The organism is Paenibacillus sp. JL3B1040 (assembly GCF_057063165.1).
Genome location: NZ_CM169317.1, coordinates 4,915,144 through 4,935,032 on the forward strand (window position 1 = coordinate 4,915,144; position 19,889 = coordinate 4,935,032).

Sequence of the window (19,889 nt, forward strand, 5' to 3'; positions counted from 1 at the left end):
TCACGTCGTCCGCTTCGGGCGCAGGGCCAGGGACTTGGCCGGACGTCCCCGCCGTTTGGCCTGCCGCTTCGGTTTCCAGACGGCAAACTGCATGATCAGCGTCACGATCCCGATCACGCCGACAAACAACAAGCTGCCCCAAAACCCCGGCCGGCTCGTGTCATGGAACAAGGTTCCCGTTACCGCCAAGGCGATTAAGGCCATGCCTCCCCAGCGTTTGACCTGCCCAAAGACGCTGAGTTTGAGCAATTTGCCCGACGTAACCAGAATGAAGAACCAGTTATATAGCAGCAGCAATCCGGCCGACGTCGTAATGTACTCGTAAATGCGCCCCGGCATGACGAAGGACAGAACCACGGAAGCCGCAAGACCGGCTGCGGTCATGCCGATGGCAAACAACGGGCGTTCGCGCCAGCCCTTCCGGGCAAACAACGGCGGCGCATCCTTGTCTTTGGCGAGGGTGACCAGCATGGTCGTAACCGCGTACAGCGAGGCCACCATCGTGGAGAATCCGGCCACGATCAATACGCCGTTAAACACGTGGGGAATAAACGGCAGCGGATATTGGCCGAGGGCCGTTACGAACGGACTTCGCTTCGGGTCGATCGCGTTCCAGGCAACCAGAGTGACCGCAAGCCCCACCGAGAGCAAATACACCACCGAGAGCAACAGCAGCATGATTTTGCCGGATTTCGGAGCCTCCTTCGGATCACGCAGCCGAACGGCCATCATCCCCATGACCTCGATCCCGCCGAAGGCATAAAACGCAAAGATGAATCCCGACCACAAGCCCATTCCTCCGGCCGGAAAAAAGGTCTTCGCGGTATGCGGAAATTCCGGCGCCTTCCCGCCTCCCCCGGGAATCCAACCCATCAGCGCGGCTCCGGCCACCGCCAGGAACATCAGAATCGCGGCGATTTTGATGACCGACAGGACATTTTCCATCGAATCGAACACCCTGTTGCCCAGCAAAATTACGCCAAGCCCCAGCACGGCATATCCGATTGCAAATATCCACATCGGTACGCCGGGGAACCAAAACCGCGAGAACAGGGATAATGCCGTCAGTTGGCTGCCCATGATCAGCAGTTCCGAGCTCCAATAAACCCATCCACTGCCGAAGCCCGCCCAGCGCCCGAAAGCCCGTTTCGCGTAAGAACGGAAGGAGCCCTGCTCCGGCCGAGCCGCAGTCATTCGGGCCAACACCTCAAACACGGTATAGGTGCCGACTGCAGCCAACAGGAAAGCGATCAGGATAGAGGGCCCCGCCATGCGGATCCCGATTCCCGACCCGAGAAAATAACCGGTGCCTATGGTCGACGCCACCCCCAGCAAGGAGAGCTGCCACCAGCGCAGTTCTCCTTTTTTCTCCGCTCCGTTTTGCGCCTTCGCCATCACATCGTCCCCCGTTTCTTCGGATGTCTATTACCTTGTCATCCACCTATTGTGCGGACGGGGAGGGGGAAATATGTAACCCTGGTTTTACCTATAGGTTGCCGAACGGGGCAAACGAAAAATATGATATAATGTTTGCTCAGTGCAGGTTGCTCAAGGATATAACTAACTGTAAGAAGGAGGAAGGACTGTGGCGTTCGGCGTGTCGCGAGAAGAATTGGAAGCATGGAAACAAACGGTGGCCCGCGGCGAAATCGGCTTCCTGACCCACTTCTGGCTGGATCCGCGGTTTCCCGAAGCCAAGACCGTCACCAAGGTCGGCTGTTCCGATCTGGAGCGGCTCCAAGCCTGGTGCGAGGACCACGGCCTTCCCGCCCGGTACATTCATCACCGCTCGCCGTTCCCCCATTTCGACCTGATCGGGCCGAAGCAGCGGGAAGTGCTTCAAGAGGAGGGGCTCTGGAATCAACTGGAGCGGTTTCATCTTTTGTAAAGAACTATAAACAACTTAGCGCGGACACCGGGGCCGGTCGGGGAAATAACTGCAGACGTGTTTTGTTCAGCTATAGGTTCGCTTAAGTCTATCAACCGGCTCACCCCATGCTCACGCTATTTCAGGAACACTCTATTGATCAATGCCCCGACGGAGCGGACAACCCCACCCGTTCGATCAGTCTCGTGCTTTCCTCGTTCAGTCCGATGATGCGGATTTCCTTGCCGAGCTGACGATACTTGAGAATCAGCTTCGAGATGGCGTTCACCGCCGATTGATCCCATACCTGCGACTTCGAAAAATCGACCGCCACCCGTTCGGGATCGCCAGCCGCATCAAACTCCTGCAGAAAATGACTCACCGTTCCGAAGAACAGCTGACCGGCGACAACGTAGGTTTTGGCGCCCTGCTCCTCGTGAATGGAGGTCCGGATCCGGGCCATTTTCCAGGCGAAGGAAAGCGCGCTGAGCAGTATGCCGACGCCGACGCCAATGGACAGGTTATCCGTTGCCACGACGGCCACGACCGTCACGACCATTACGAGCGCGTCGGACACGGGCACTTTGCGCAGCGATTTCAAGGAAGACCAATCAAAAGTGCCGATCGACACCATAACCATGACGCCGACGAGCGCCGCCATCGGGATCTGTTGAACCACGTCCCCTAACACGATGACCAGGAACAAAAGCCCCGCGCCGGAGACCAATGTCGACAGCCTCGTGCGACCGCCGGACTTCATGTTGATCATCGACTGGCCGATCATGGCGCAGCCCGCCATGCCCCCGAAAAATCCAGTCACGACGTTAGCCAGCCCCTGGCCTTTCATCTCCCGGTTTTTGTCGCTCGGCGTATCCGTGATCTCGTCGATCAGCGTTGCGGTCATGAGCGATTCCAACAGTCCGACGCAAGCCAGCGACAGCGACACCGGGAAAATGGTCCCGAGCATTTCCCAGGACAATACGACCCCGGGAAGGTGGAACATCGGCAGCGCCGATGTCATCGCGCCCATGTCGCCGACCGTTCTGACGTCCAGTTGCAGCGTAATCGTCAAGACGGAGACCGCGATAATCGCTACCAGCGCGGAAGGAACCACCTTCGTCAACCGCGGAAACAGATAAATGATGGCGAGCGTTAACGCGACCAACGCATACATCAGCCAGCCTTGCCCGTCGAAATGGGTGAGCTGCGCCATAAAGATCAAAATAGCCAACGCATTCACGAACCCGGTCATCACCGGGTGCGGCAAAAAGCTGATAAATCGGCCCAGCTTGAGATAACCCATGATCATTTGCAATACTCCGGCCAGGACGGTGGCCGCAAACAAATATTCAATGCCGTGGTCGCGGACGAGTCCGCCCATCAGCAGCGCCATGGCGCCGGTGGCCGCCGAGATCATGCCCGGCCGACCGCCGGCGAACGCGATGACCACGGCAATGCAGAACGAAGCGTATAATCCGACCATGGGGCTAACCCCGGCCAGAATCGAAAACGCGATCGCCTCGGGAATCAGGGCAAAGGCTACCGTCAATCCGGACAATACGTCGCTCCGAACATTGGAAAACCAGGTCTGTCCGATATTCAATTGGTTGAACAAGCGAGTATCCTCCTCGTGATTTCATTTCTTTTTGGCATTCAAACAGGGGTCCGGTGCAACGCTCACGATCTCGATTATATAAAACGACGGCCTCCGCCTCAAACGGCGAGCCTGTCATAAAAACGCTTAAACGCGAGAAATGCTCGCCCATCCTGCCTGCATCCCCGGAATGCTTTAAATTTGATCGATCCCATGAAAAAAAGCCTTGCCTTGACGGCCGGCTGCTCGCCAACCTTCGCAAGACAAGACTTTGGGAAGTCGAAAAAAACAGGGATTAACGTTTATTGAAGATGTCCGTCAGCACCGGCACGATTTGCGATTTGCGGGAGACGACGCCCTTCAGCACCGCTTTGTTGTCGGCAAGCTTCACGTTATAGGCTTGCTCCACCGCATCGGCCGCTTTCCCCAGCGCCAAACCGACGGAATCGTTGTTCAGGATGTCGGTCACGACGAACAGGAACAGGTCGAGGCCTTTACTGGTGATGATCCCGTTCAAAGCGGCTTCGATTTCGGCTTGGCGGGACAAGACATCGTTTACGTCCACCGCGTTCACCTGGGCGATTTCCACTTTGGCTCCGCCCATATCGAACTCTTTGGCATCCAGCGTAATGAGCTGCTCGATCGTCTTATCGCTGAGATCCGCTCCGGCCTTCAGCATGTCCAGACCGTACTCTTCGGCGTTGACGCCGGCGATTTCGGCCAGCTCGCGCGCAGCGGCAACGTCCTGCTCGGTGCAGGTCGGCGATTTGAACAGCAGCGAATCGGAAATGATGGCGGACAGCATCAGGCCGGCAATATTGGCCGGTACGTCCACGCCGTTTTCTTTGTACAATTTATTCAGGATCGTTGCGGTGCAGCCCACCGGTTCAGCCCGGTAATACAGCGGTCCGCTCGTTTCGAAATTGGCGATCCGATGATGGTCGATCACCTCGACCACGCGCACCTGCTCGATGTCGGAGGCGCTTTGCTGGCGCTCGTTATGGTCGACCAGAATCACTTCCTTCACTTCGGCGGCCACCGCCTCGACCAGTCGCGGCGCTTCGAAGCCGAAACGCTCCAGCGCAAACGCCGTTTCTCCGTTGACGCTGCCCAGCCGTACGGACTCCACGTTCCAGCCCAGCTTGGACTTCAGGTCTGCATAAGCAATGGCCGAGCAAATCGTATCCGTATCGGGATTTTTATGACCGAAAATCAATACTTTTTCCATCTCATTACTCCCCTTTAACATGACTTCATGTCAAAAGTATAGCTTATAAGCCGAGGGGCAATCAAGAGCGCGGCCTCGGTGTCCCGTCGGCATTCAGCAAACGTTAAGCATCCTCGTCGCTGCAGCGGATTGCGAGTTGCAGGGGTCCGCTACCTCCATCGTGCATACTGGAGATATCGCAGATTAGACATGCAGGGATAGGCGCAAGGTGGATCGTTTTCGATAAAACAGATCAATGGGGCAAAAAGGGCACCTGTGCCGCGCCGCTGCGCATGTCGACTGGCGGCTGGAGCGAACGGCAAACAGCAAACAGCGAACAGCGAACAGCGAACGGCAAACGGCAAACAGCTAACAGCAAACAGCGAACGGCGAACGGCAAACGGCGAACGGCAAACAGCAAACAGCGAACGGCAAACAGCGAACAGCTAACGGACCGTAATGACGTTATTCGCCTATTTCCCGAATATTTCCCGATCTAACGGACTCAAAGGCCGTTACAACGCTCCAAATAGGGGGCTGACGGCCAATTTGAACCAGATAACGTCATCTGAGTCCGTTAGCTTTGGGCAAGGGTACGGTTCAGGCAAATAACGGCGCTGGAGTCCGTTACAACTGCTGCAAAAAAGGGATGTTGCATTATCGCAGCATCCCTTTGTAGATTCCGGGCTCCGAGCCCTCAATCACGACCGCGCCGGTCGCTTTGGCGTAGAAGTCCTTGGGGCCCGCTCCGCCGATCGCCGCATAACCGTACCCGTCCACCCGCATCAGGTAGAGCGTATGCATGAGCAGCTGTTTGCCGATGCCCCGGCCCCGCTCCTGCTCATCCACGCCGGTCGGCCCGAAGAACCCTTTCATCGTCGTGTCATAGCAGGCAAACCCGAGCAGCTTGCCGTTTTCCGTGGCAATGATGCAGGTAATCGGCGTACGGGCGAACGCCACCTCGCACTCGCTTACCCAATGCGCGTTGAAATGCTCGCCCACCCATTTGGCGACAACATGCTTCTCCGGCCCGATCGCCCGGCGGATCGTCACGCCCGTGCGCGCCTCGTACTGCTCCACCGATTCGAACGGGGGCAGATCGTATAACTTTACTAACATATCGGACATGCTTTCGATCTCCTTTGTTAGAAAGACGTGGTTTTGAGGGCTATTATACGTCTTCCTTTCCCATCCGACAACCGTTGTTTTTCGAACGATACACCCCGCCACAAGATCAGGCTAACCCCCTTGCTCTCCCCTCATTCCGCCGCCTCAATCACATATTCCTTATATCTTCCGAAGTCGCTTTGCTTACACTCCAGGGCCAACTTCGTGCCATCCTCCTCGTAGCTCGTCTCCATCACGTTGGCATGCTCGTTCAGGTAAGAAACCAGCGATCCCTTATCGTAGGGAATCAACATGGTGCACTTGATGTAGTCCTTGAAAATCCGCCGGCGGATTTCGTCCACCAGCTCGGCAATCCCGATGCGGGGCTTGGCTGCGAGGTAGATGATGTCCCCCTGAACGTCCGGGATCGTCTGTTCCGTTCGGTCGGACTTATTGTAGGCATAAATCGCCGGGATGTCGGTAATGCCGATTTCTTTGAGCGTCTGGTGGGTGATTTCGATCATCCGGGCGTATTCCGGGTTGGAATAATCAACGACGTGAATGAGCAGATCCGCCTCCGCGACCTCCTCCAACGTGGATCGGAACGCCTTCACCAAATGATGCGGCAGTTTGCTCACAAACCCGACCGTATCCGTCAGCAAAAATGCCTTATTGTCCTCCAGCGGAATGCTGCGGACCGACGTCTCCAGCGTGGCAAACAGCATATCCTTCTCCAGCACCTGCTTCTCCTGCCCGGGACTATACATCTCCAGCAACGCGTTCATGATCGTCGATTTGCCGGCGTTGGTATAGCCGACGAGCGAGACGACGGGCACGTCGTTCTTCTTGCGCTGCTTGCGCTGGGTTTGGCGGTGGGCCACCAGCGTCTCCAACTCGCGGCTGAGCGCGGTGATCTTCTCCTCGATCCGCCGGCGGTCGAGCTCCAGCTTCGTTTCCCCCGCGCCGCGGTTCTTCGTACCGACCCCGCCGCTTTGGCGGCCCAGCGATTCCCGCAGCCCGACGAGCCGCGGCAGCATGTACTTCAGCCGGGCCACCTCGACCTGAAGCTGGGCCTCGCGGGTTTTGGCCCGCTCCGCAAAAATATCCAGGATCAGCAGCGTCCGGTCAATGACCTTGCACTGCAGATCGGACTCCAGATTGCGGAGCTGCGACGGGGACAGCTCGTCGTTGAACACGACGAGATTCCCGCCGTGCGCCTCCATGAGCGCGCGAACCTCGGCGATTTTGCCCGTGCCGATATAATGCGATGGGGTAACTTTAGGCAGATTTTGCGTGAGCACGCCAACGACTTCAATGTCGCATGCCTCCGTCAAATTGGCTAACTCTTCCATCGAATAATCGAAATCCGCCTGATGATTCAAATTTACGCCAACCAAGATGGCTTTTTGCTCCAATGTTTGTTGTTCCGTCATATCTGAGTTCCTCCCTTTAGGAAAAAAATAAACACAGGCACGGCACCTGTGTTTACGCAAACGGTTCCCAAAACAGCCCGAAACCCGCCCAACGGGTGATAGCTCCCCCCGTAACGCGTTCTCGGCCAAATCAGGCATATTCTATTCTAAAGTTCCATGCGGTTCCCTTTATCATAGCACACCTATCCCGTTCGCCCTGCACAGGTGCAGAGCCTTTGGCAGTATTCAATTAGCCGCGCAAAGTGGTGAAACGGAATTTAATGTACAACACACGGAACCCTCCGTTCTTATCATAGTGATTCCAGTTTATCACAATTCGTATTCGTTCACAATCGAGGAGTTCCTTTAAGCTGGTCCGTATGGATTTTCCCGTCTACGATTTCAATGATGCGACGGCATTTTTTTGCAACCTCCATGTCATGTGTGACGATGATAATTGTCTTGCCTTCTCTATTTATTTCCTGTAATAAATCCATAATTTCCTCTCCGGTTTTTCGATCTAAATTACCGGTAGGTTCATCTGCCAAAATGATTTCAGGTTCCCCTACCAAAGCTCTTGCGATGGCAACCCTTTGTTGTTGTCCCCCTGATAATTCATCCGGCTTTTTATGCACGTGTTCTTCCAATCCCACTTTTTGGAGATAGTATCTTGCCTTGGCAACCCTCTCTTTATTTCTTAACCTTCGATAGGTGAGCGGTAGCATCACATTATCCTGTGCAGTGTAATCCTTCAGCAAGGCAAAATACTGAAACACAAAACCGATCATTTGATTTCTCGTGATATGAATCTTATGTCTTCTGACCTGATTCACAGATTGGCCCTCTAAAAAATATTCACCTTCGGAGGGGGAATCCATCAGGCCCAAAATATTTAACAAGGTGCTCTTACCGGAACCTGACGGGCCCATAATCGCAACCAACTCTCCTTGATTAATTGTCAGGTTAATGCCACTCAAGGCTAGAGTCTCATTGGATTTATGACGATACACTTTTTTAAGTTCGCGCAATCTGATCACCTCCATTATTCCATCCCTCCGATTAATGATTTGATCTCTTGTTTTCGAATATATGGATACACAATATAACTCGAACAGACCAGAATTGTCATTAAAATGATGAAAATGAGCAGAAAAATAGGACCATTCATTTTAAAATCCAATACACTAGCCATATCAAATTCGCTTGATTTCTGTAACAGTCTATTGAACTTCGATATGAAATACGCCAAAGATAAGCACGTGCCCATAACCCCAACAATTGAATTTTCAATAATGATTTGACCTAATATCCCTCGCGTGCTCTCACCTAGAGCCAATTTGATTCCAAATTCTCTTTTCCTAATCATAATGGACACGATTGTCGTAATTGCGATACTGATTATCGAGAATAGGATAAAGGAACAACCTAATATAAGTTGAGGAATTTGCGCATAGAAAGTGGCCTTTATATTTTCTCCAACATCTTTCCCTAGACTGTTTAGACTTATATTCACTTTACTCTCTGGAAGTTGAATAATCCGAGTTAACTCATTCAGATTTGCCCCTTCTCGCAACTTCAATACGGTGCCATAGAATAGCCTCGAATACATGGAATCATAGTTGTTGTATCGATCTTCAGGCATAGGAATTAACATGGCTTTATTCAAATTCAAATAAACGTTTGTAGAATTATTATTTACAATGTACTTGTCAGGCAAAAAACCGTTAATTCTGTATTGATCATTAATGAAATCACCTATTTTAAAATATTTTTTGAAATAAGATCCGACGAGAACATTGACTTGTTGATTGTGATTCTTATCGAAATCCTGTCTGGAAAAGCCTTGGCCTTTATCTAACTTCAGGTTTAAAAGGTGATAATAGTTTTCATCAATGACGATTGCATTTATATAAGGATCATCAAGCCCGTCGCTTTTGGTCATCTCCTTCATCAATCTGCTGTCGAGCGGGCCTTTTTTTTCGTCAAGTATTACAATATCCTCATAGTAAGTGCCATATGAAAGAACATCCTGATGATGATCAAGCATTCGATATAATTTCTCAACTTGTTGCTTATCATTTTTATATCTTTCAGTCTCAACCATCCCGAAATTTTTTCCGGGAACAACTAGATAAGTACTGTCCAACTCTAAAAGCGAGTTATTACTCAGGTAGTAAAAGTTATAAAATATATTGCCGGAACTTGTTATGGTAGATAATCCATATGTAAATTGAATCAGCAGAAGTACGGAAATTACCCATCTGTTTCGCAGCGCCTTCAAAGCATCTCTCATTCTGACCATAGCGCGTCTACTCCTTTAATGCTTTGGCAGGTTCAATTTTTAATATATGCAAAACCGGTACAATCGAAGTTATTAACGCAATTATCACGGTAACCAAACTCGCAAGGATAAAAACATATGAACTTGCGCTAATGAGGTAACTTGTATGCTGAAAAATTCCGGCACTTGATTTCGTCAAAAGCAACTGAATGAAGATGGAGCCAAGTGTCGCTAGAAACGCACATAACAATAACTGAGTAATAATATGCACAAATAAATTGAGATTGCTTGCTCCTAAAGCTTTTCTCAAAGCAATATCTTTTCTTTTTAGATAAATCCACAAATAGCTTACAATGATACAATTGATTAAAGCGATCGTAATAAGTTGATACGGGTAACTTAGTACTTCCTTCACCATACCCCTTGCGTCTTTTGCTTGTTTATAAACACTGGTTTCATCTTTCATGTTCGCTTTTACTTCATTATCAAGTTCGCTAATCTTGGAAATAAAAGAACTTATTTCGTACTTTGGATTTTGATTTGATCTGACCAACAACTTCAAAGATTTGCTTCGTTCGATGTTACTTTTAATTGGATCCGGCAAACTGTTCAAATGAATATATGCCTTTAAATGATATGCATCGCTTAGGCCCCTTCCAGCAATCCCTACGACATTATATTCACTGCCCAATACATTGATGGTCCCGACATGATTGGATACTATTTTACCAACGATTATCTCATTGGATTCCGACTCCATCATCGTCCCATTAAGTATTGGGGGGGACCATAACTTATTATTTAAGAGCCCTGTAATTATCATCAAGCCATGTTCCGGATCATTAACTGTGAAATCATTGGTAATTACACTTGAGTTACCAAAATTTGCTTTTGCGATTTTCTGTAGTTCATCGAGATTTATCTCCTTTAGGTTCGTTAATTCCAAAGAATAATAATATCGAAAATGACCGTTTAAGGAATCATAAAAGATTTCATCGAAATAGGACTGGGTTGAAAGAGCGATTTGTATCGGTAATATCGTGAAGAGAAATCCAACAAAAAGCATTATGAATATTTTTCTGCCTATAAAAATATCTTGTATGATCTGTCGCATTTTTCCTCCAAAATAACCAAAACATGAATAGGGCAGATTTTGCCCTATTCACATTCTGGGTTTTATTATTTCTAAGATGTTATATTTTAAAAATGGTCTTACTGAAATCGAATGCTTTTAGTAATTGGGGTACCACCATCTGTCGTGATCCACTCATGATATGAAGTACCACTGCTAACTGGACTGCTAGAAGTGAAAAAAAGACTAACTCTATCAGTCGAAGATGCTGGATTCTTAGGTACAAATCTGTAGTCGCCATTACTAAGACTAGCTGCAACAGTGATTTGGTAAGTATAAGGTTCATTTGCTTGAGCAGTGTATGCATGTACATCTGCAATTGCCCCAACTCCTGTCCAATCTGCCCAAGAGTCCCAAGTGATTGACGCAGATGCTACCGAAGAAATAGCTCCTACTAAACAGGCTGTCAATCCTAGCGTAGCAAACGATTTTTTTAATAGATTTTTCATAACGCAATCTACTCCTTTTCTTTTTTGTTGTGGCCACATCCATATTTTACCTTATGATTTCACCATATTCCATATATTTACTGAAATTTTACATATTTTACAATTTGCATCGTGCTTCACTAATTCTCTGCAATGCACCTTGCAGAGCAACCGAAACAAAGCCACTGAAACAATTTTTCCCTTTCCGCGTATATAAGGAAGAACGAAAGAACAATGGATGGCGCACGCAGTCGGCGGCCTTACGTTGTTGGTCAAAACAAAGGAGGCGGAGCATATGGGCGGATTCGATCCTTCTCCGTTTGGCGGAGGCGGCTTCGCGAGCGGCGGCGATATCATGTTTACGATCGTCCCCGTTTTTATGGTCATTATCTTTGTCATCTTCATCGTGCTGATGATTTCCAATGGGGTTCGTTACGCCAAGAACGCCCGCTCGCCGAGGGACACGAGATATGCGCGGATCGTCTCTAAGCGGATGGACGTGCGGCGCAGCTCCAGTCACATGAACGAGAATAACGCGATGCACCGCTCGTCCTCCCGGACCTACTATTACATCACGTTGGAGTTTGATAACGGCAGCCGTCAGGAATATTTGGACGTGAAAAATCTGTACGGCCTCGTCGCCGAAGGCGATATCGGTTATGCCGCCGTCCAGGGCGACTGGATTGTAGCGTTCGAGCGCGATACGGCGCCGCGTCCAAGCGGCGGTACTTGCTAACTCTGCCTCTATGCATGAGGCACCAGAAAAAGAAGGTGTTCCAAGGATGATCTTGGGACACCTCTTCGCTTGCTAGAATAGCGCGATAAAATCACCTAATTTCGCAGAAAAATAGCTAGCATTGAGAAATAGGAACATTTCATCACTCTATTTACTCCAAAAAGCCGCTTATCCGCACCCCACCTATGGATTAAGGTGATTTATTCACTCTATTGCACGCGGTTGACGCTCAATTAGGCCCAATAAGGTTAAGGCATAACGCTATTTCAATCTTTCTCCGCTTGTTGCGATTGCCCATAACCGGACGAGAACGGGCTGTCGAAACCGACATCCCCGGCGAGCTCCGCCGCCGCCTGCCGCAACAGTTCGAAGGCGTGGAGATTGCGAAATTCCACGACATCCGGGCCATCCCCCATTACTCCGCACGTCTGTGGCAACCGGTCGAGTAGCCGCATATATCCAAAAGCGCGAGTGGCGGGAGAAACTTCCTCACACTCGCGCTTCTTTTGCGCAGGCCCGGTTCCAATCCGCGTATTCAGTCGTTTGCTCAGTTCACCGGCAGCCCCCGTTCGCGCGCGAAGTTGCCCCAATGCGGTTTGCGACCGTCGATGTCGATGAACCCGTATTCGTCGGACAGCTCCCAACTCGTCAGCGCTCGGCCGGCTTTATCGCGGACGTTCGGGTCGGCCGCCAGGGCAGCCACCGCCTGCCCGACGAAATACGGCGTTTCGGATTCGGCGTATAACGGCTCCTTCTTAATAGCGTCCTGCCAATTGGATTCCTGGACGCCGAAGTAATCCAGCATCTGCTCGGACCGCAAAAATCCGGGCGTCACCGCCAATGCCGTCACGTTATGCGCCTTCAATTCCTCGGCCATAGCGGCGGCCAGGTGGATCGGCGAGATTTTGGCCAAACTGTAATAGACATTTCCCCGATAATTGTAGGTCGAACCGTCAGTTATTTCGATGACCAGACCTTCCTTCCGTCTGATCATCATCGGCACCCCGTAGTAGCTGGTAATGAGGTGGGTTCGGACGGCCCGCTCCTGCATCAGCAGTCCGTCGGCCAACGGCTGCTCCCAGAACGGCGCATTCCAATGGGTGAGGTTCTCGCCGCCCCAAATGTCGTTCACCAAAATGTCCAAGCGCCTGTCCTGTTCCTTGTCCACTCGCTCGAACAAAGCTTTGACCTGCTCCGGCGAGGTATGGTCCGTACGGACGGCGATCCCGATTCCGCCGCGGGCGGTCACCATCTCCGCCGTCTCGTCAATCGTCTCCGTCCGGCCGATGTCCGACGCCGCTCCCCGCACGCTCCGTCCGGTGCAATAAACCGTCGCCCCGGCCGCCCCCAGCATGACGGCGATGCCCCGGCCCGCACCGCGCGTCGCCCCGGCAACAACGGCCACTTTTCCCGCCAATGGTTTCTTGTCCATGGTTTTCATTCGCATCCTTTCCCGCTTGAATTTCGCACGTGCCATTGTAGAATAACAAACTATATATGACATCTATTGTCTTATATCCGTGATATAATCATTCCACTGAACCAAAAAGTTGGAGGGAGGGAATCTCGTGCGCGCGGACCGATTACTGAATCTACTGCTGTTGCTGCAAAACCAGGGAAAAATGAGCTCGCGCCAACTGGCCGAGCTGCTGGAGGTTTCGGAGCGAACGATCGCCCGGGACATCGAGGCGTTGAGCGCGGCGGGCATCCCCGTGTACGCGGAGCGCGGCTCCCGCGGCGGCTGGGTGCTGGCGGACAGCTATCGGACGAATCTGACCGGCATGCGGCCGGAGGAAATCGTCTCGCTGCTGTTGACGAACCATAACGAGCTGTTGAAGGATCTCGGGATTCAGGGGGATTTTCAGGCCGCTTACCAAAAGCTGTTGGCGGCCGCCCCCGCGCCGGTTCGGCAGGACGCCGAGCTGATCCGCGAGCGCATCCATCTCGACGGGGCCGGTTGGCATGCCCCGAAGGAGGCTTTCCCGTGGCTGTCCGCCGTGCAGGAGGCGGTATGGACCGAGCGAAAGCTGGACATCCGCTACCGCAAGGAAGCCGAGGTCGTCCAGCGCATCGTGCGGCCCCTGGGACTCATCGCCAAACGCAACGTATGGTACTTGGCGGCGGAGCAGGAACCGGACAGCGAATTTCGCACGTTCCGCATCTCCCGGCTGGAGGAAGTCCGCCTGCGGGACGAGACGTTCGTGCGGCCGGACGGATTCGATTTGGCGGCGTATTGGGAACAATCGACCGCCCGCTTCAAATCCGAGTTGCCCCGCTATGTCGCCCGGGTACGAACGACCGAAGCCGGGCTGAACCGGCTGCATAAGGAACGATTCATCAAGGTGCTGCATACGGAAGGACCGGACAACCAAGGTCGGATTCAGGCGGAGGTCGACCTCCAAACCTTGGACTGGGCGAGCGGCGTGATCCTGGCGGGCGGCCGGGAGATGGAGGTGCTGGAGCCGCCGGAGCTGCGGGAACGGGTCCTGGCCGAACTCCGGGCGATTCTCGCGTTGTATGAGGGCCCACTGCCCCTTGACGGTTAACGTCTTGGGCATTTGGGCAAACCCTCCCTGGCCGGACGCTTTGCATGATTATCCCTTTGGATCAGATGGCGAAGAGAAGAAAATCAGATTGGTTTCGGGATCGATTCGAAATTATAAGACCGGCTCGGTCCCCGCCCTAGCCTCCCCCTTAACGAAAGGGATAATGGAGCAAAGAGACCCAGCGAGGACCCCAACACACCATCCATCCCGCTAATAAAAATAGCCGATCGGAATGAAAACTTCCGGCCGACTATTTTTATATGGTTAATCCTGCAGGAAAGCGCGCGGCGATACGTAGACGAGGCGCTCGCCCCGTGCCATGACATGGACTTTTTGCTCGGGAAAATGCTCATACACATAATCCACGAAATGGCCCGGCTTCTCCGCATTCACCGCGAACAGATCATAATGCAGCGGGATTACGGTATCCACCTCGATTTCCCGGGCGAAGTGCACCGCTTCCCGGTAATCCATGTTGCCGACGATTCCGCGCTGCTGCCGGAAGTAGTCTCTGCCGTTGATCGGCAGCAAGGCAACGTCCGGCTTCAGAGCACCGACGCGATCGATCAAACCCGGATAAACCAGCGTATCTCCGGCATGGTAGAGCGTCACGCCGTTTAGCTCCAGGACGTACCCGACATAACGGGGAGAGCCGTCCGCATCCCGTTCCAGTTGCTCATGGGCCGCCGCAATCGGCGTCAATCGCAGCTTGGAGAACAGCTCCAACGGCTGCCGGTCGTCCGCGGCAACGAGCCCGGATGCCGATATCCCCATCTCCCGCAATGCCGGCATACAGCAAGCCGGCGCTACGATCGGCGCCGCCGGGCTGTTCCGGTGCAGCCAAGGCAACGTCCCGGCGTCCATGTGATCGTCATGCTCGTGCGTAATCAGGCATAGATCGACGCCTTGGATCTCTTCCGGCGCAATCGGCGCGGGGAATGCGCGCCGCCAATCGCCGCCGTCCAGATCGCCCGATACATAAGGGTCCACGTAAACCGTGATTCCTTCCCCTTTGACGATCACGCTCTCCTGGCCGAGATACCAGACGGCCAGCGTTCCGTAAGGGGCTTCCGTCCGGGCGATTTCCCGGATCAATGCGGCGCCTTTTCGATGATGTTCCGTCATTTCGTTCAGGTACTCCTTACTCTTAGGATCCCGCCACAATCGAACGGATGGTTTCCAGCGGCAGCTTCGGCTTGCGGTCATACGTCAGCAGGCCGTTGATTTCCTGCTCCACATCCGTAAACTGGGTATAGCAAAAGCCTTGAACCACCGGAGATTGCAGCATCGGTACGATTACATTCTGCAGCCGCAGCGAGAAATCCTCCTGGTCCGCCGCACCCGAATATCCCCAGCCTTCCCATTCATTCACCTTAAAAGAGATCCCGCCGAACTCCGTGACGAGGATCGGCTGTCCCTCGTAAGGGAAGCCGGGCACGAGAATCATCCGGTTGCCGGGCTGTGCGGACAAGGCCGTTTCGACATCGGCATACCGCTCGGCGAGCACCTCCCTGCGCCATTCGTAATCGTGGATCGTAACGAGATCGGTCGCGACCAGCTCCCATCCGTCATTGGAAATGACCGGCCGCGTCGGATCCAGCGATTTGGTCAGGTGGTACAGCGACAGCGCATGGTGCTGCTGCTGCTTGTCGATCAGGATATTGGTCACGCCCCAGCTTTCGTTGAGCGGGACCCAAGCGACGATGCAGGGATGGTTAAAATCCCGCTCGACGGCCTGCATCCATTCCCGGGTCACCCGGGCGACGTAAGGCTCGGTAAACCGGTAGGCATTGGCCATCTCCCCCCATACCAGCAAGCCCAATTTGTCGGCCCAATAGAAGTAACGGGGATCTTCGATTTTTTGATGCTTGCGCACCCCGTTCAGCCCCATTGCCTTCACCAGCTCCACATCCCGGCGCAAGTCGTCATCGCTTGGCGCGGTCAGCAGGCCGTCCGGAAAATAACCTTGGTCCAGCACCATTTTCATATAATAGGAACGATTATTTAAGTGCAGTTTGCCGGATTCTATGGAAATTTTGCGCATTCCGAAATAACTTTTGACCGTATCGACCGCCGCGCCGTCAACCAGCAGCGTAAGCTCCAGGTCGTACAAATTCGGACGCTCCGGCGTCCACCAGCGCCCCAGCCCATGATCGTTAAAATCGTCGAGGTGAATATGGCGGCGTCCCGACTCCTGACTTAAAGAGAAGCAATCCTCGGCGACGAATTCACCGTTAAAGGTAATAACGGCTTTCAAGCTGGCTTTGACCGGTGTGCCGCACCCCGACAAGAACACCTCGAGTCCGATGTCGTTCTTGTCGATGTCCGGGATCAGCCGAATCCGATCGATCCGCGTCTTTGGCACCGGCTCAAGCCAGACACTTTGCCAAATCCCGGTCGTCCGCGTGTAGAAGATTCCCGCCGACTGGTCCTCCCAATATTGCTTGCCCCGCGGCAGGGAGACGTCGCGGCTGTAGTCGGTTGCCTTCACGACAAGCGTATTCTCGCCTTCGCCGACCACGTCCGTGACATCGGCAGTAAACGACGTATGTCCGCCTTCATGCATCGCCACCAGTTGGCCGTTCACCCAAACCTTCGCCTCGTAATCGACGGCGCCGAAATGCAGCAGCAAGCGTCCCGTCTTGTAGTCTTCCGGGACGGTAAACGTTCTCCGGTACCAGACCTGGTCATGCACGGCCGTTTCGCCGATTCCGCTAAGCTTGCTCTGATAACAGAAAGGCACGTTGATTTTCCGGGTGAACTCATGCCCCGCATACCAAGCCTCTCTTTCTCCGGCGCCTTGGTCGTCAAATTCAAACTCCCATTCTCCGTTCAGATTCACCCACGCGTCGCGGACAAACTGGGGACGAGGGTATTCGCTGCGCAAATGCTGATTTGTCATTTTTCCGCTCCTTTTGATCTACGATAGACTTTTTGTTTTAATACATAATTTTTGTATTATTTAAGCTAAATATATCCTCGAACCCTCGTTTTGTCAACGCTTTCACTTCGTATCCCTTGGATATATCAGGTGATTTTTTATTTTCCGAACTTTTTGTAATTAAACGAACCGAAAACGAAAAAACCATCGATCCAAAGAGGAACGATGGTTTTCACACCTTTCGCCGGGCGGATTACGCTTCGTCATCCAGCGTGTACGCGACTTGGAGGAGCAAATCCTGGTCGTAATCGCCAAACTGCTTCCCGAACAAATTTACGCCGCCTTTGTGGATCGCCTCCGGCTTGACGCCGATTCGCACGCGCAAGCTTGGCCGCTGATCGATCCGCAGATCGTTTATCGTAATCTCGGAGACCTTCTGCATGTCCAACGTCGTGCGCTCGTGGTCAACTCGCCAAGTTTTCAATAAGCCGTATTGCGTCATCCAATCTTCCCACCAGGCCGGATTCAACGCGCCGCGCCGATCCCCGAAGTCGCCGGGACTCGTCCACATGCCGATCTCGACGCCATTGACCCAGACGGAAATGTCCGAAGGCCAGTCATTGTCGTAATTCGGCGCCTCCGAACACATTTCCATCGACAGCTCCAGCGACTGGATTCTCGCATTCTGCGGAACTTCCAGCGGAAATTGGTACTCCACATACCCTTTGCGAAACCATAAAATCTGCGCCGCTACATGCTTAGGATGGTAGAAGCTGGCCGGCTCGTCTTCCCTAACCAACATCCCTTCGCTGGACGCCATGCCGCACGTAGGATGAACCTCGCAATCGCTGTAATGCCCGATCGGCATTTCAACCTCGTAGAACTTCATCCCATCCTTTGACGTCCGGATGCTCGTGTTCAGCGAAATGAGAATATCATCGTAATTGCGGCTGCACACCTTCATCGCTCCGCGGACGGCCGGCAGCAATTCCGTATTGATCAGCTTGGCCGCTTCCAGCACCTTGACATTATTCGCCACCGTGGACACCGGCAGCCCTAAAGTCTCGGCAAGTTCAATGATATTCATGCTCCGCGTATTGAGCAGGCGAAGAATATCCACGCGGGAGCGCGTAGAGAGAGCGTGAGCCACTTGAACGAGCTTATCCGGCTCGTGTATACCGACTTCCAGCATAGGAACCTCCGTATCATATTCCCAGAAAATGATCTTTCTTTCTTGACTTTACTACAAAAAGCTGTAATAAATCAATATTCATAAATTTTATCATTTTCCCGGGAGCATCAACGGCACAATATCGAAGAAATCCAGCTCCAACTCCCCGCGATCCTTGGCGAACCGCAGCTTGTTCATCCCGTCCTCCAGACGGATTCTTGCGGTGGACAATCCCCAGTTATCCCACCCCTTTGCGATAACGGCGAGCGTAACGGTCATTCCCGAATTGACGCTTAATTCAACGTAAGACACCTCGCCGGCAGCGTTCCCGTTCGCAGTTCTTGCCAGCAATAAATATTCTCCCGCCGCCGCCCGGACGGAATACTCCGCATAACTATCCTCGGCCTCGAAACGCCCCGCCTTCTTCCCCCCGGAGGCCGAAGAACTCGTCAGCGCGGTCACCCCGCCGCCGAGCGTCCCCTTCTCCGCTTCATAGCGAGTGCGGCGCGCCTCCCCGGAAGGCAGGGGCAGCGGTACGTTCGGGTCGACGGGAACCCCGAGATCCGGGGTGTCGTCTTCCTTCCAAGTAAAGGGCTGCGTCCGCACTTCCCGGCTCCAGCCGGCATCCTTGTATTTGGCCACATGATAAACGATCCAATCCTCCGTACCGTCGGGAGACGTAGTGAAAGAATGGTGCCCCGGACCGTACAATCCGTTGCCGGAGACGAAAATCGGCTCATCCCTCTTGTGCCAGGAAGCGGGATTCAGCAAATCGCTGGTCACGTCCGCCGTGATCAACCCCAGACAATAATCGTTCGTCCAGCTTCCGCTCGCCGAATAAACGAGATTAATGGTTCCGTTTCGAACCGCCACCTGCGGACCTTCATTCACATGCGGGGAATGATTGGTTTCCCAGGCATGGGTCGGCCGGGCAATTTCCACGCGTTCCGAGTCGATCGTCCAAGGGTTGCTCATATGCGCGATGTACAGATTTTGACGGACATTGACATCCCCTTCCCAACCGGACCAAATAAAATACAGCTGTCCGCCCAACTGCAGGACGGTGCCGTCGATCGCCCATCGATTGGTCGAATCCGTGATTTGCCCTTTTTGCTTCCACACGCCTTGGGTAGGATCGGCCGAAGTATTCTCCATCACGTACATGCGGTGATTCACGTTGTCCCCGTCATCCATCGCGTAATAGATATACCAGGCCCCGTCGATATAATGAAGCTCGGGAGCCCAGATGCCGTGGCCGCCCGTCGGAATCACCCTCCGGGGAGCCGCATCCACGCCCGTCAAAGCGGCGGATTTCCAGACCGTGACGTCGCCGCCGGTCGTCTTCGTGAAGTAATAATATCCGTCCGTATGCTTGTAAACCCAAGGATCTGCCCCATCCTGCATCAAGAGGTTGTAGAAATCGCCCCGATCCGCGCCGTCGGCGCCGGAACCGGCACATCCCACCTGCGACAGGAGCAACAGACAAACGGCGGGCAGCAGCGCTTTTCCCATCTTTTTCTTTTCCAT

Annotated in this window: 18 protein-coding genes; 3 read left to right on the top strand and 15 right to left on the bottom strand. The window is 52.9% G+C overall.

Annotation, left to right across the window (positions count from 1 at the left end):
- Nucleotides 1-1,395: an amino acid permease gene (locus ACZF99_RS22620; protein WP_483607197.1), complete on the bottom strand. Its 1,395-nt coding sequence runs from the start codon at nt 1,393-1,395 to the stop codon at nt 1-3.
- A 190-nt stretch (nt 1,396-1,585) separates the two neighbouring features.
- Between ACZF99_RS22620 and ACZF99_RS22625 the strand changes: the two genes are divergently transcribed.
- Entirely contained in the window at nt 1,586-1,888 is a 303-nt protein-coding gene (locus tag ACZF99_RS22625) for a hypothetical protein (protein ID WP_483607198.1), read from the top strand.
- Between the two features lie 139 nt (nt 1,889-2,027).
- Here the strand turns inward: ACZF99_RS22625 and ACZF99_RS22630 are convergent, their stop codons facing one another.
- From ACZF99_RS22630 to ACZF99_RS22665, 8 genes are all read right to left on the bottom strand, one after another.
- A complete protein-coding gene (locus ACZF99_RS22630) occupies nt 2,028-3,482 on the bottom strand; it encodes a SulP family inorganic anion transporter (protein ID WP_483607199.1) in 1,455 nt (484 codons plus the stop codon).
- A gap of 274 nt (nt 3,483-3,756) precedes the next feature.
- Complete coding sequence (locus tag ACZF99_RS22635; protein ID WP_483607200.1) at nt 3,757-4,689, bottom strand: manganese-dependent inorganic pyrophosphatase; 933 nt, start codon at nt 4,687-4,689, stop codon at nt 3,757-3,759.
- A 636-nt stretch (nt 4,690-5,325) separates the two neighbouring features.
- On the bottom strand, nt 5,326-5,787 hold the full coding sequence (locus tag ACZF99_RS22640) for a GNAT family N-acetyltransferase (protein ID WP_483607201.1): 462 nt from the start codon (nt 5,785-5,787) through the stop codon (nt 5,326-5,328).
- 140 nt (nt 5,788-5,927) lie between these two features.
- Entirely contained in the window at nt 5,928-7,208 is a 1,281-nt protein-coding gene (gene hflX / locus ACZF99_RS22645) for a GTPase HflX (RefSeq protein WP_483607202.1), read from the bottom strand.
- Nucleotides 7,209-7,534: 326 nt separating this feature from the next.
- A complete protein-coding gene (locus ACZF99_RS22650) occupies nt 7,535-8,230 on the bottom strand; it encodes an ABC transporter ATP-binding protein (RefSeq protein WP_483607203.1) in 696 nt (231 codons plus the stop codon).
- Nucleotides 8,230-9,489, bottom strand: a complete 1,260-nt coding sequence (locus ACZF99_RS22655; protein ID WP_240271036.1) for an ABC transporter permease — start codon at nt 9,487-9,489, stop codon at nt 8,230-8,232. Before ACZF99_RS22655 ends, ACZF99_RS22650 begins: the two co-directional genes overlap by 1 nt.
- Nucleotides 9,490-9,496: 7 nt before the next feature.
- The gene (locus ACZF99_RS22660) at nt 9,497-10,582 is read right to left on the bottom strand and encodes an ABC transporter permease (RefSeq protein WP_483607204.1); all 1,086 of its coding nucleotides are present in this window, start codon (nt 10,580-10,582) and stop codon (nt 9,497-9,499) included.
- A 98-nt stretch (nt 10,583-10,680) separates the two neighbouring features.
- The gene (locus ACZF99_RS22665) at nt 10,681-11,049 is read right to left on the bottom strand and encodes a hypothetical protein (RefSeq protein ID WP_240271038.1); all 369 of its coding nucleotides are present in this window, start codon (nt 11,047-11,049) and stop codon (nt 10,681-10,683) included.
- Between the two features lie 274 nt (nt 11,050-11,323).
- On the opposite strand from ACZF99_RS22665, the gene ACZF99_RS22670 reads away from it, so the two are divergent.
- Nucleotides 11,324-11,764 (top strand): DUF2500 domain-containing protein, encoded by a 441-nt coding sequence (locus tag ACZF99_RS22670; protein WP_483607205.1) that lies wholly within the window; start codon nt 11,324-11,326, stop codon nt 11,762-11,764.
- A gap of 266 nt (nt 11,765-12,030) precedes the next feature.
- On the opposite strand, the gene ACZF99_RS22675 is transcribed toward ACZF99_RS22670, so the two are convergent.
- Nucleotides 12,031-12,159 carry a hypothetical protein gene (locus ACZF99_RS22675; protein ID WP_483607206.1) on the bottom strand — a complete coding sequence of 43 codons (129 nt, stop codon included), beginning with the start codon at nt 12,157-12,159 and terminating at the stop codon, nt 12,031-12,033.
- A gap of 152 nt (nt 12,160-12,311) precedes the next feature.
- On the bottom strand, nt 12,312-13,205 hold the full coding sequence (locus ACZF99_RS22680) for an SDR family oxidoreductase (protein ID WP_483607207.1): 894 nt from the start codon (nt 13,203-13,205) through the stop codon (nt 12,312-12,314).
- 127 nt (nt 13,206-13,332) lie between these two features.
- Here ACZF99_RS22680 and ACZF99_RS22685 point away from each other — a divergent pair, with 127 nt between their 5' ends.
- Nucleotides 13,333-14,310: a helix-turn-helix transcriptional regulator gene (locus ACZF99_RS22685; protein ID WP_483607208.1), complete on the top strand. Its 978-nt coding sequence runs from the start codon at nt 13,333-13,335 to the stop codon at nt 14,308-14,310.
- A 264-nt stretch (nt 14,311-14,574) separates the two neighbouring features.
- Here ACZF99_RS22685 and ACZF99_RS22690 read toward each other — a convergent pair whose 3' ends face one another.
- The 4 genes from ACZF99_RS22690 to ACZF99_RS22705 form a co-directional block, all read right to left on the bottom strand.
- Nucleotides 14,575-15,435 (bottom strand): MBL fold metallo-hydrolase, encoded by an 861-nt coding sequence (locus tag ACZF99_RS22690; protein ID WP_483607209.1) that lies wholly within the window; start codon nt 15,433-15,435, stop codon nt 14,575-14,577.
- 22 nt (nt 15,436-15,457) lie between these two features.
- Complete coding sequence (locus tag ACZF99_RS22695) at nt 15,458-17,212, bottom strand: glycoside hydrolase family 2 protein (protein WP_483607210.1); 1,755 nt, start codon at nt 17,210-17,212, stop codon at nt 15,458-15,460.
- Between the two features lie 232 nt (nt 17,213-17,444).
- On the bottom strand, nt 17,445-18,383 hold the full coding sequence (locus tag ACZF99_RS22700) for an ArsR/SmtB family transcription factor (protein WP_483607211.1): 939 nt from the start codon (nt 18,381-18,383) through the stop codon (nt 17,445-17,447).
- Between the two features lie 90 nt (nt 18,384-18,473).
- A complete protein-coding gene (locus tag ACZF99_RS22705) occupies nt 18,474-19,889 on the bottom strand; it encodes a family 43 glycosylhydrolase (RefSeq protein WP_483607212.1) in 1,416 nt (471 codons plus the stop codon).

Bases quoted from the DNA above. Each gene is read 5' to 3' on its own strand.
- ACZF99_RS22620 (WP_483607197.1), bottom strand. From the start codon at position 1,395: ATGGCGAAGGCGCAAAACGGAGCGGAGAAAAAAGGAGAACTGCGCTGG.
- ACZF99_RS22635 (WP_483607200.1), bottom strand. From the start codon at position 4,689: ATGGAAAAAGTATTGATTTTCGGTCATAAAAATCCCGATACGGATACG.
- ACZF99_RS22640 (WP_483607201.1), bottom strand. From the start codon at position 5,787: ATGTTAGTAAAGTTATACGATCTGCCCCCGTTCGAATCGGTGGAGCAG.
- hflX (WP_483607202.1), bottom strand. From the start codon at position 7,208: ATGACGGAACAACAAACATTGGAGCAAAAAGCCATCTTGGTTGGCGTA.
- ACZF99_RS22650 (WP_483607203.1), bottom strand. From the start codon at position 8,230: ATGGAGGTGATCAGATTGCGCGAACTTAAAAAAGTGTATCGTCATAAA.
- ACZF99_RS22655 (WP_240271036.1), bottom strand. From the start codon at position 9,489: ATGGTCAGAATGAGAGATGCTTTGAAGGCGCTGCGAAACAGATGGGTA.
- ACZF99_RS22660 (WP_483607204.1), bottom strand. From the start codon at position 10,582: ATGCGACAGATCATACAAGATATTTTTATAGGCAGAAAAATATTCATA.
- ACZF99_RS22665 (WP_240271038.1), bottom strand. From the start codon at position 11,049: ATGAAAAATCTATTAAAAAAATCGTTTGCTACGCTAGGATTGACAGCC.
- ACZF99_RS22670 (WP_483607205.1), top strand. From the start codon at position 11,324: ATGGGCGGATTCGATCCTTCTCCGTTTGGCGGAGGCGGCTTCGCGAGC.
- ACZF99_RS22680 (WP_483607207.1), bottom strand. From the start codon at position 13,205: ATGAAAACCATGGACAAGAAACCATTGGCGGGAAAAGTGGCCGTTGTT.
- ACZF99_RS22690 (WP_483607209.1), bottom strand. From the start codon at position 15,435: ATGACGGAACATCATCGAAAAGGCGCCGCATTGATCCGGGAAATCGCC.
- ACZF99_RS22695 (WP_483607210.1), bottom strand. From the start codon at position 17,212: ATGACAAATCAGCATTTGCGCAGCGAATACCCTCGTCCCCAGTTTGTC.
- ACZF99_RS22700 (WP_483607211.1), bottom strand. From the start codon at position 18,383: ATGCTGGAAGTCGGTATACACGAGCCGGATAAGCTCGTTCAAGTGGCT.
- ACZF99_RS22705 (WP_483607212.1), bottom strand. From the start codon at position 19,889: ATGGAAAAGAAAAAGATGGGAAAAGCGCTGCTGCCCGCCGTTTGTCTG.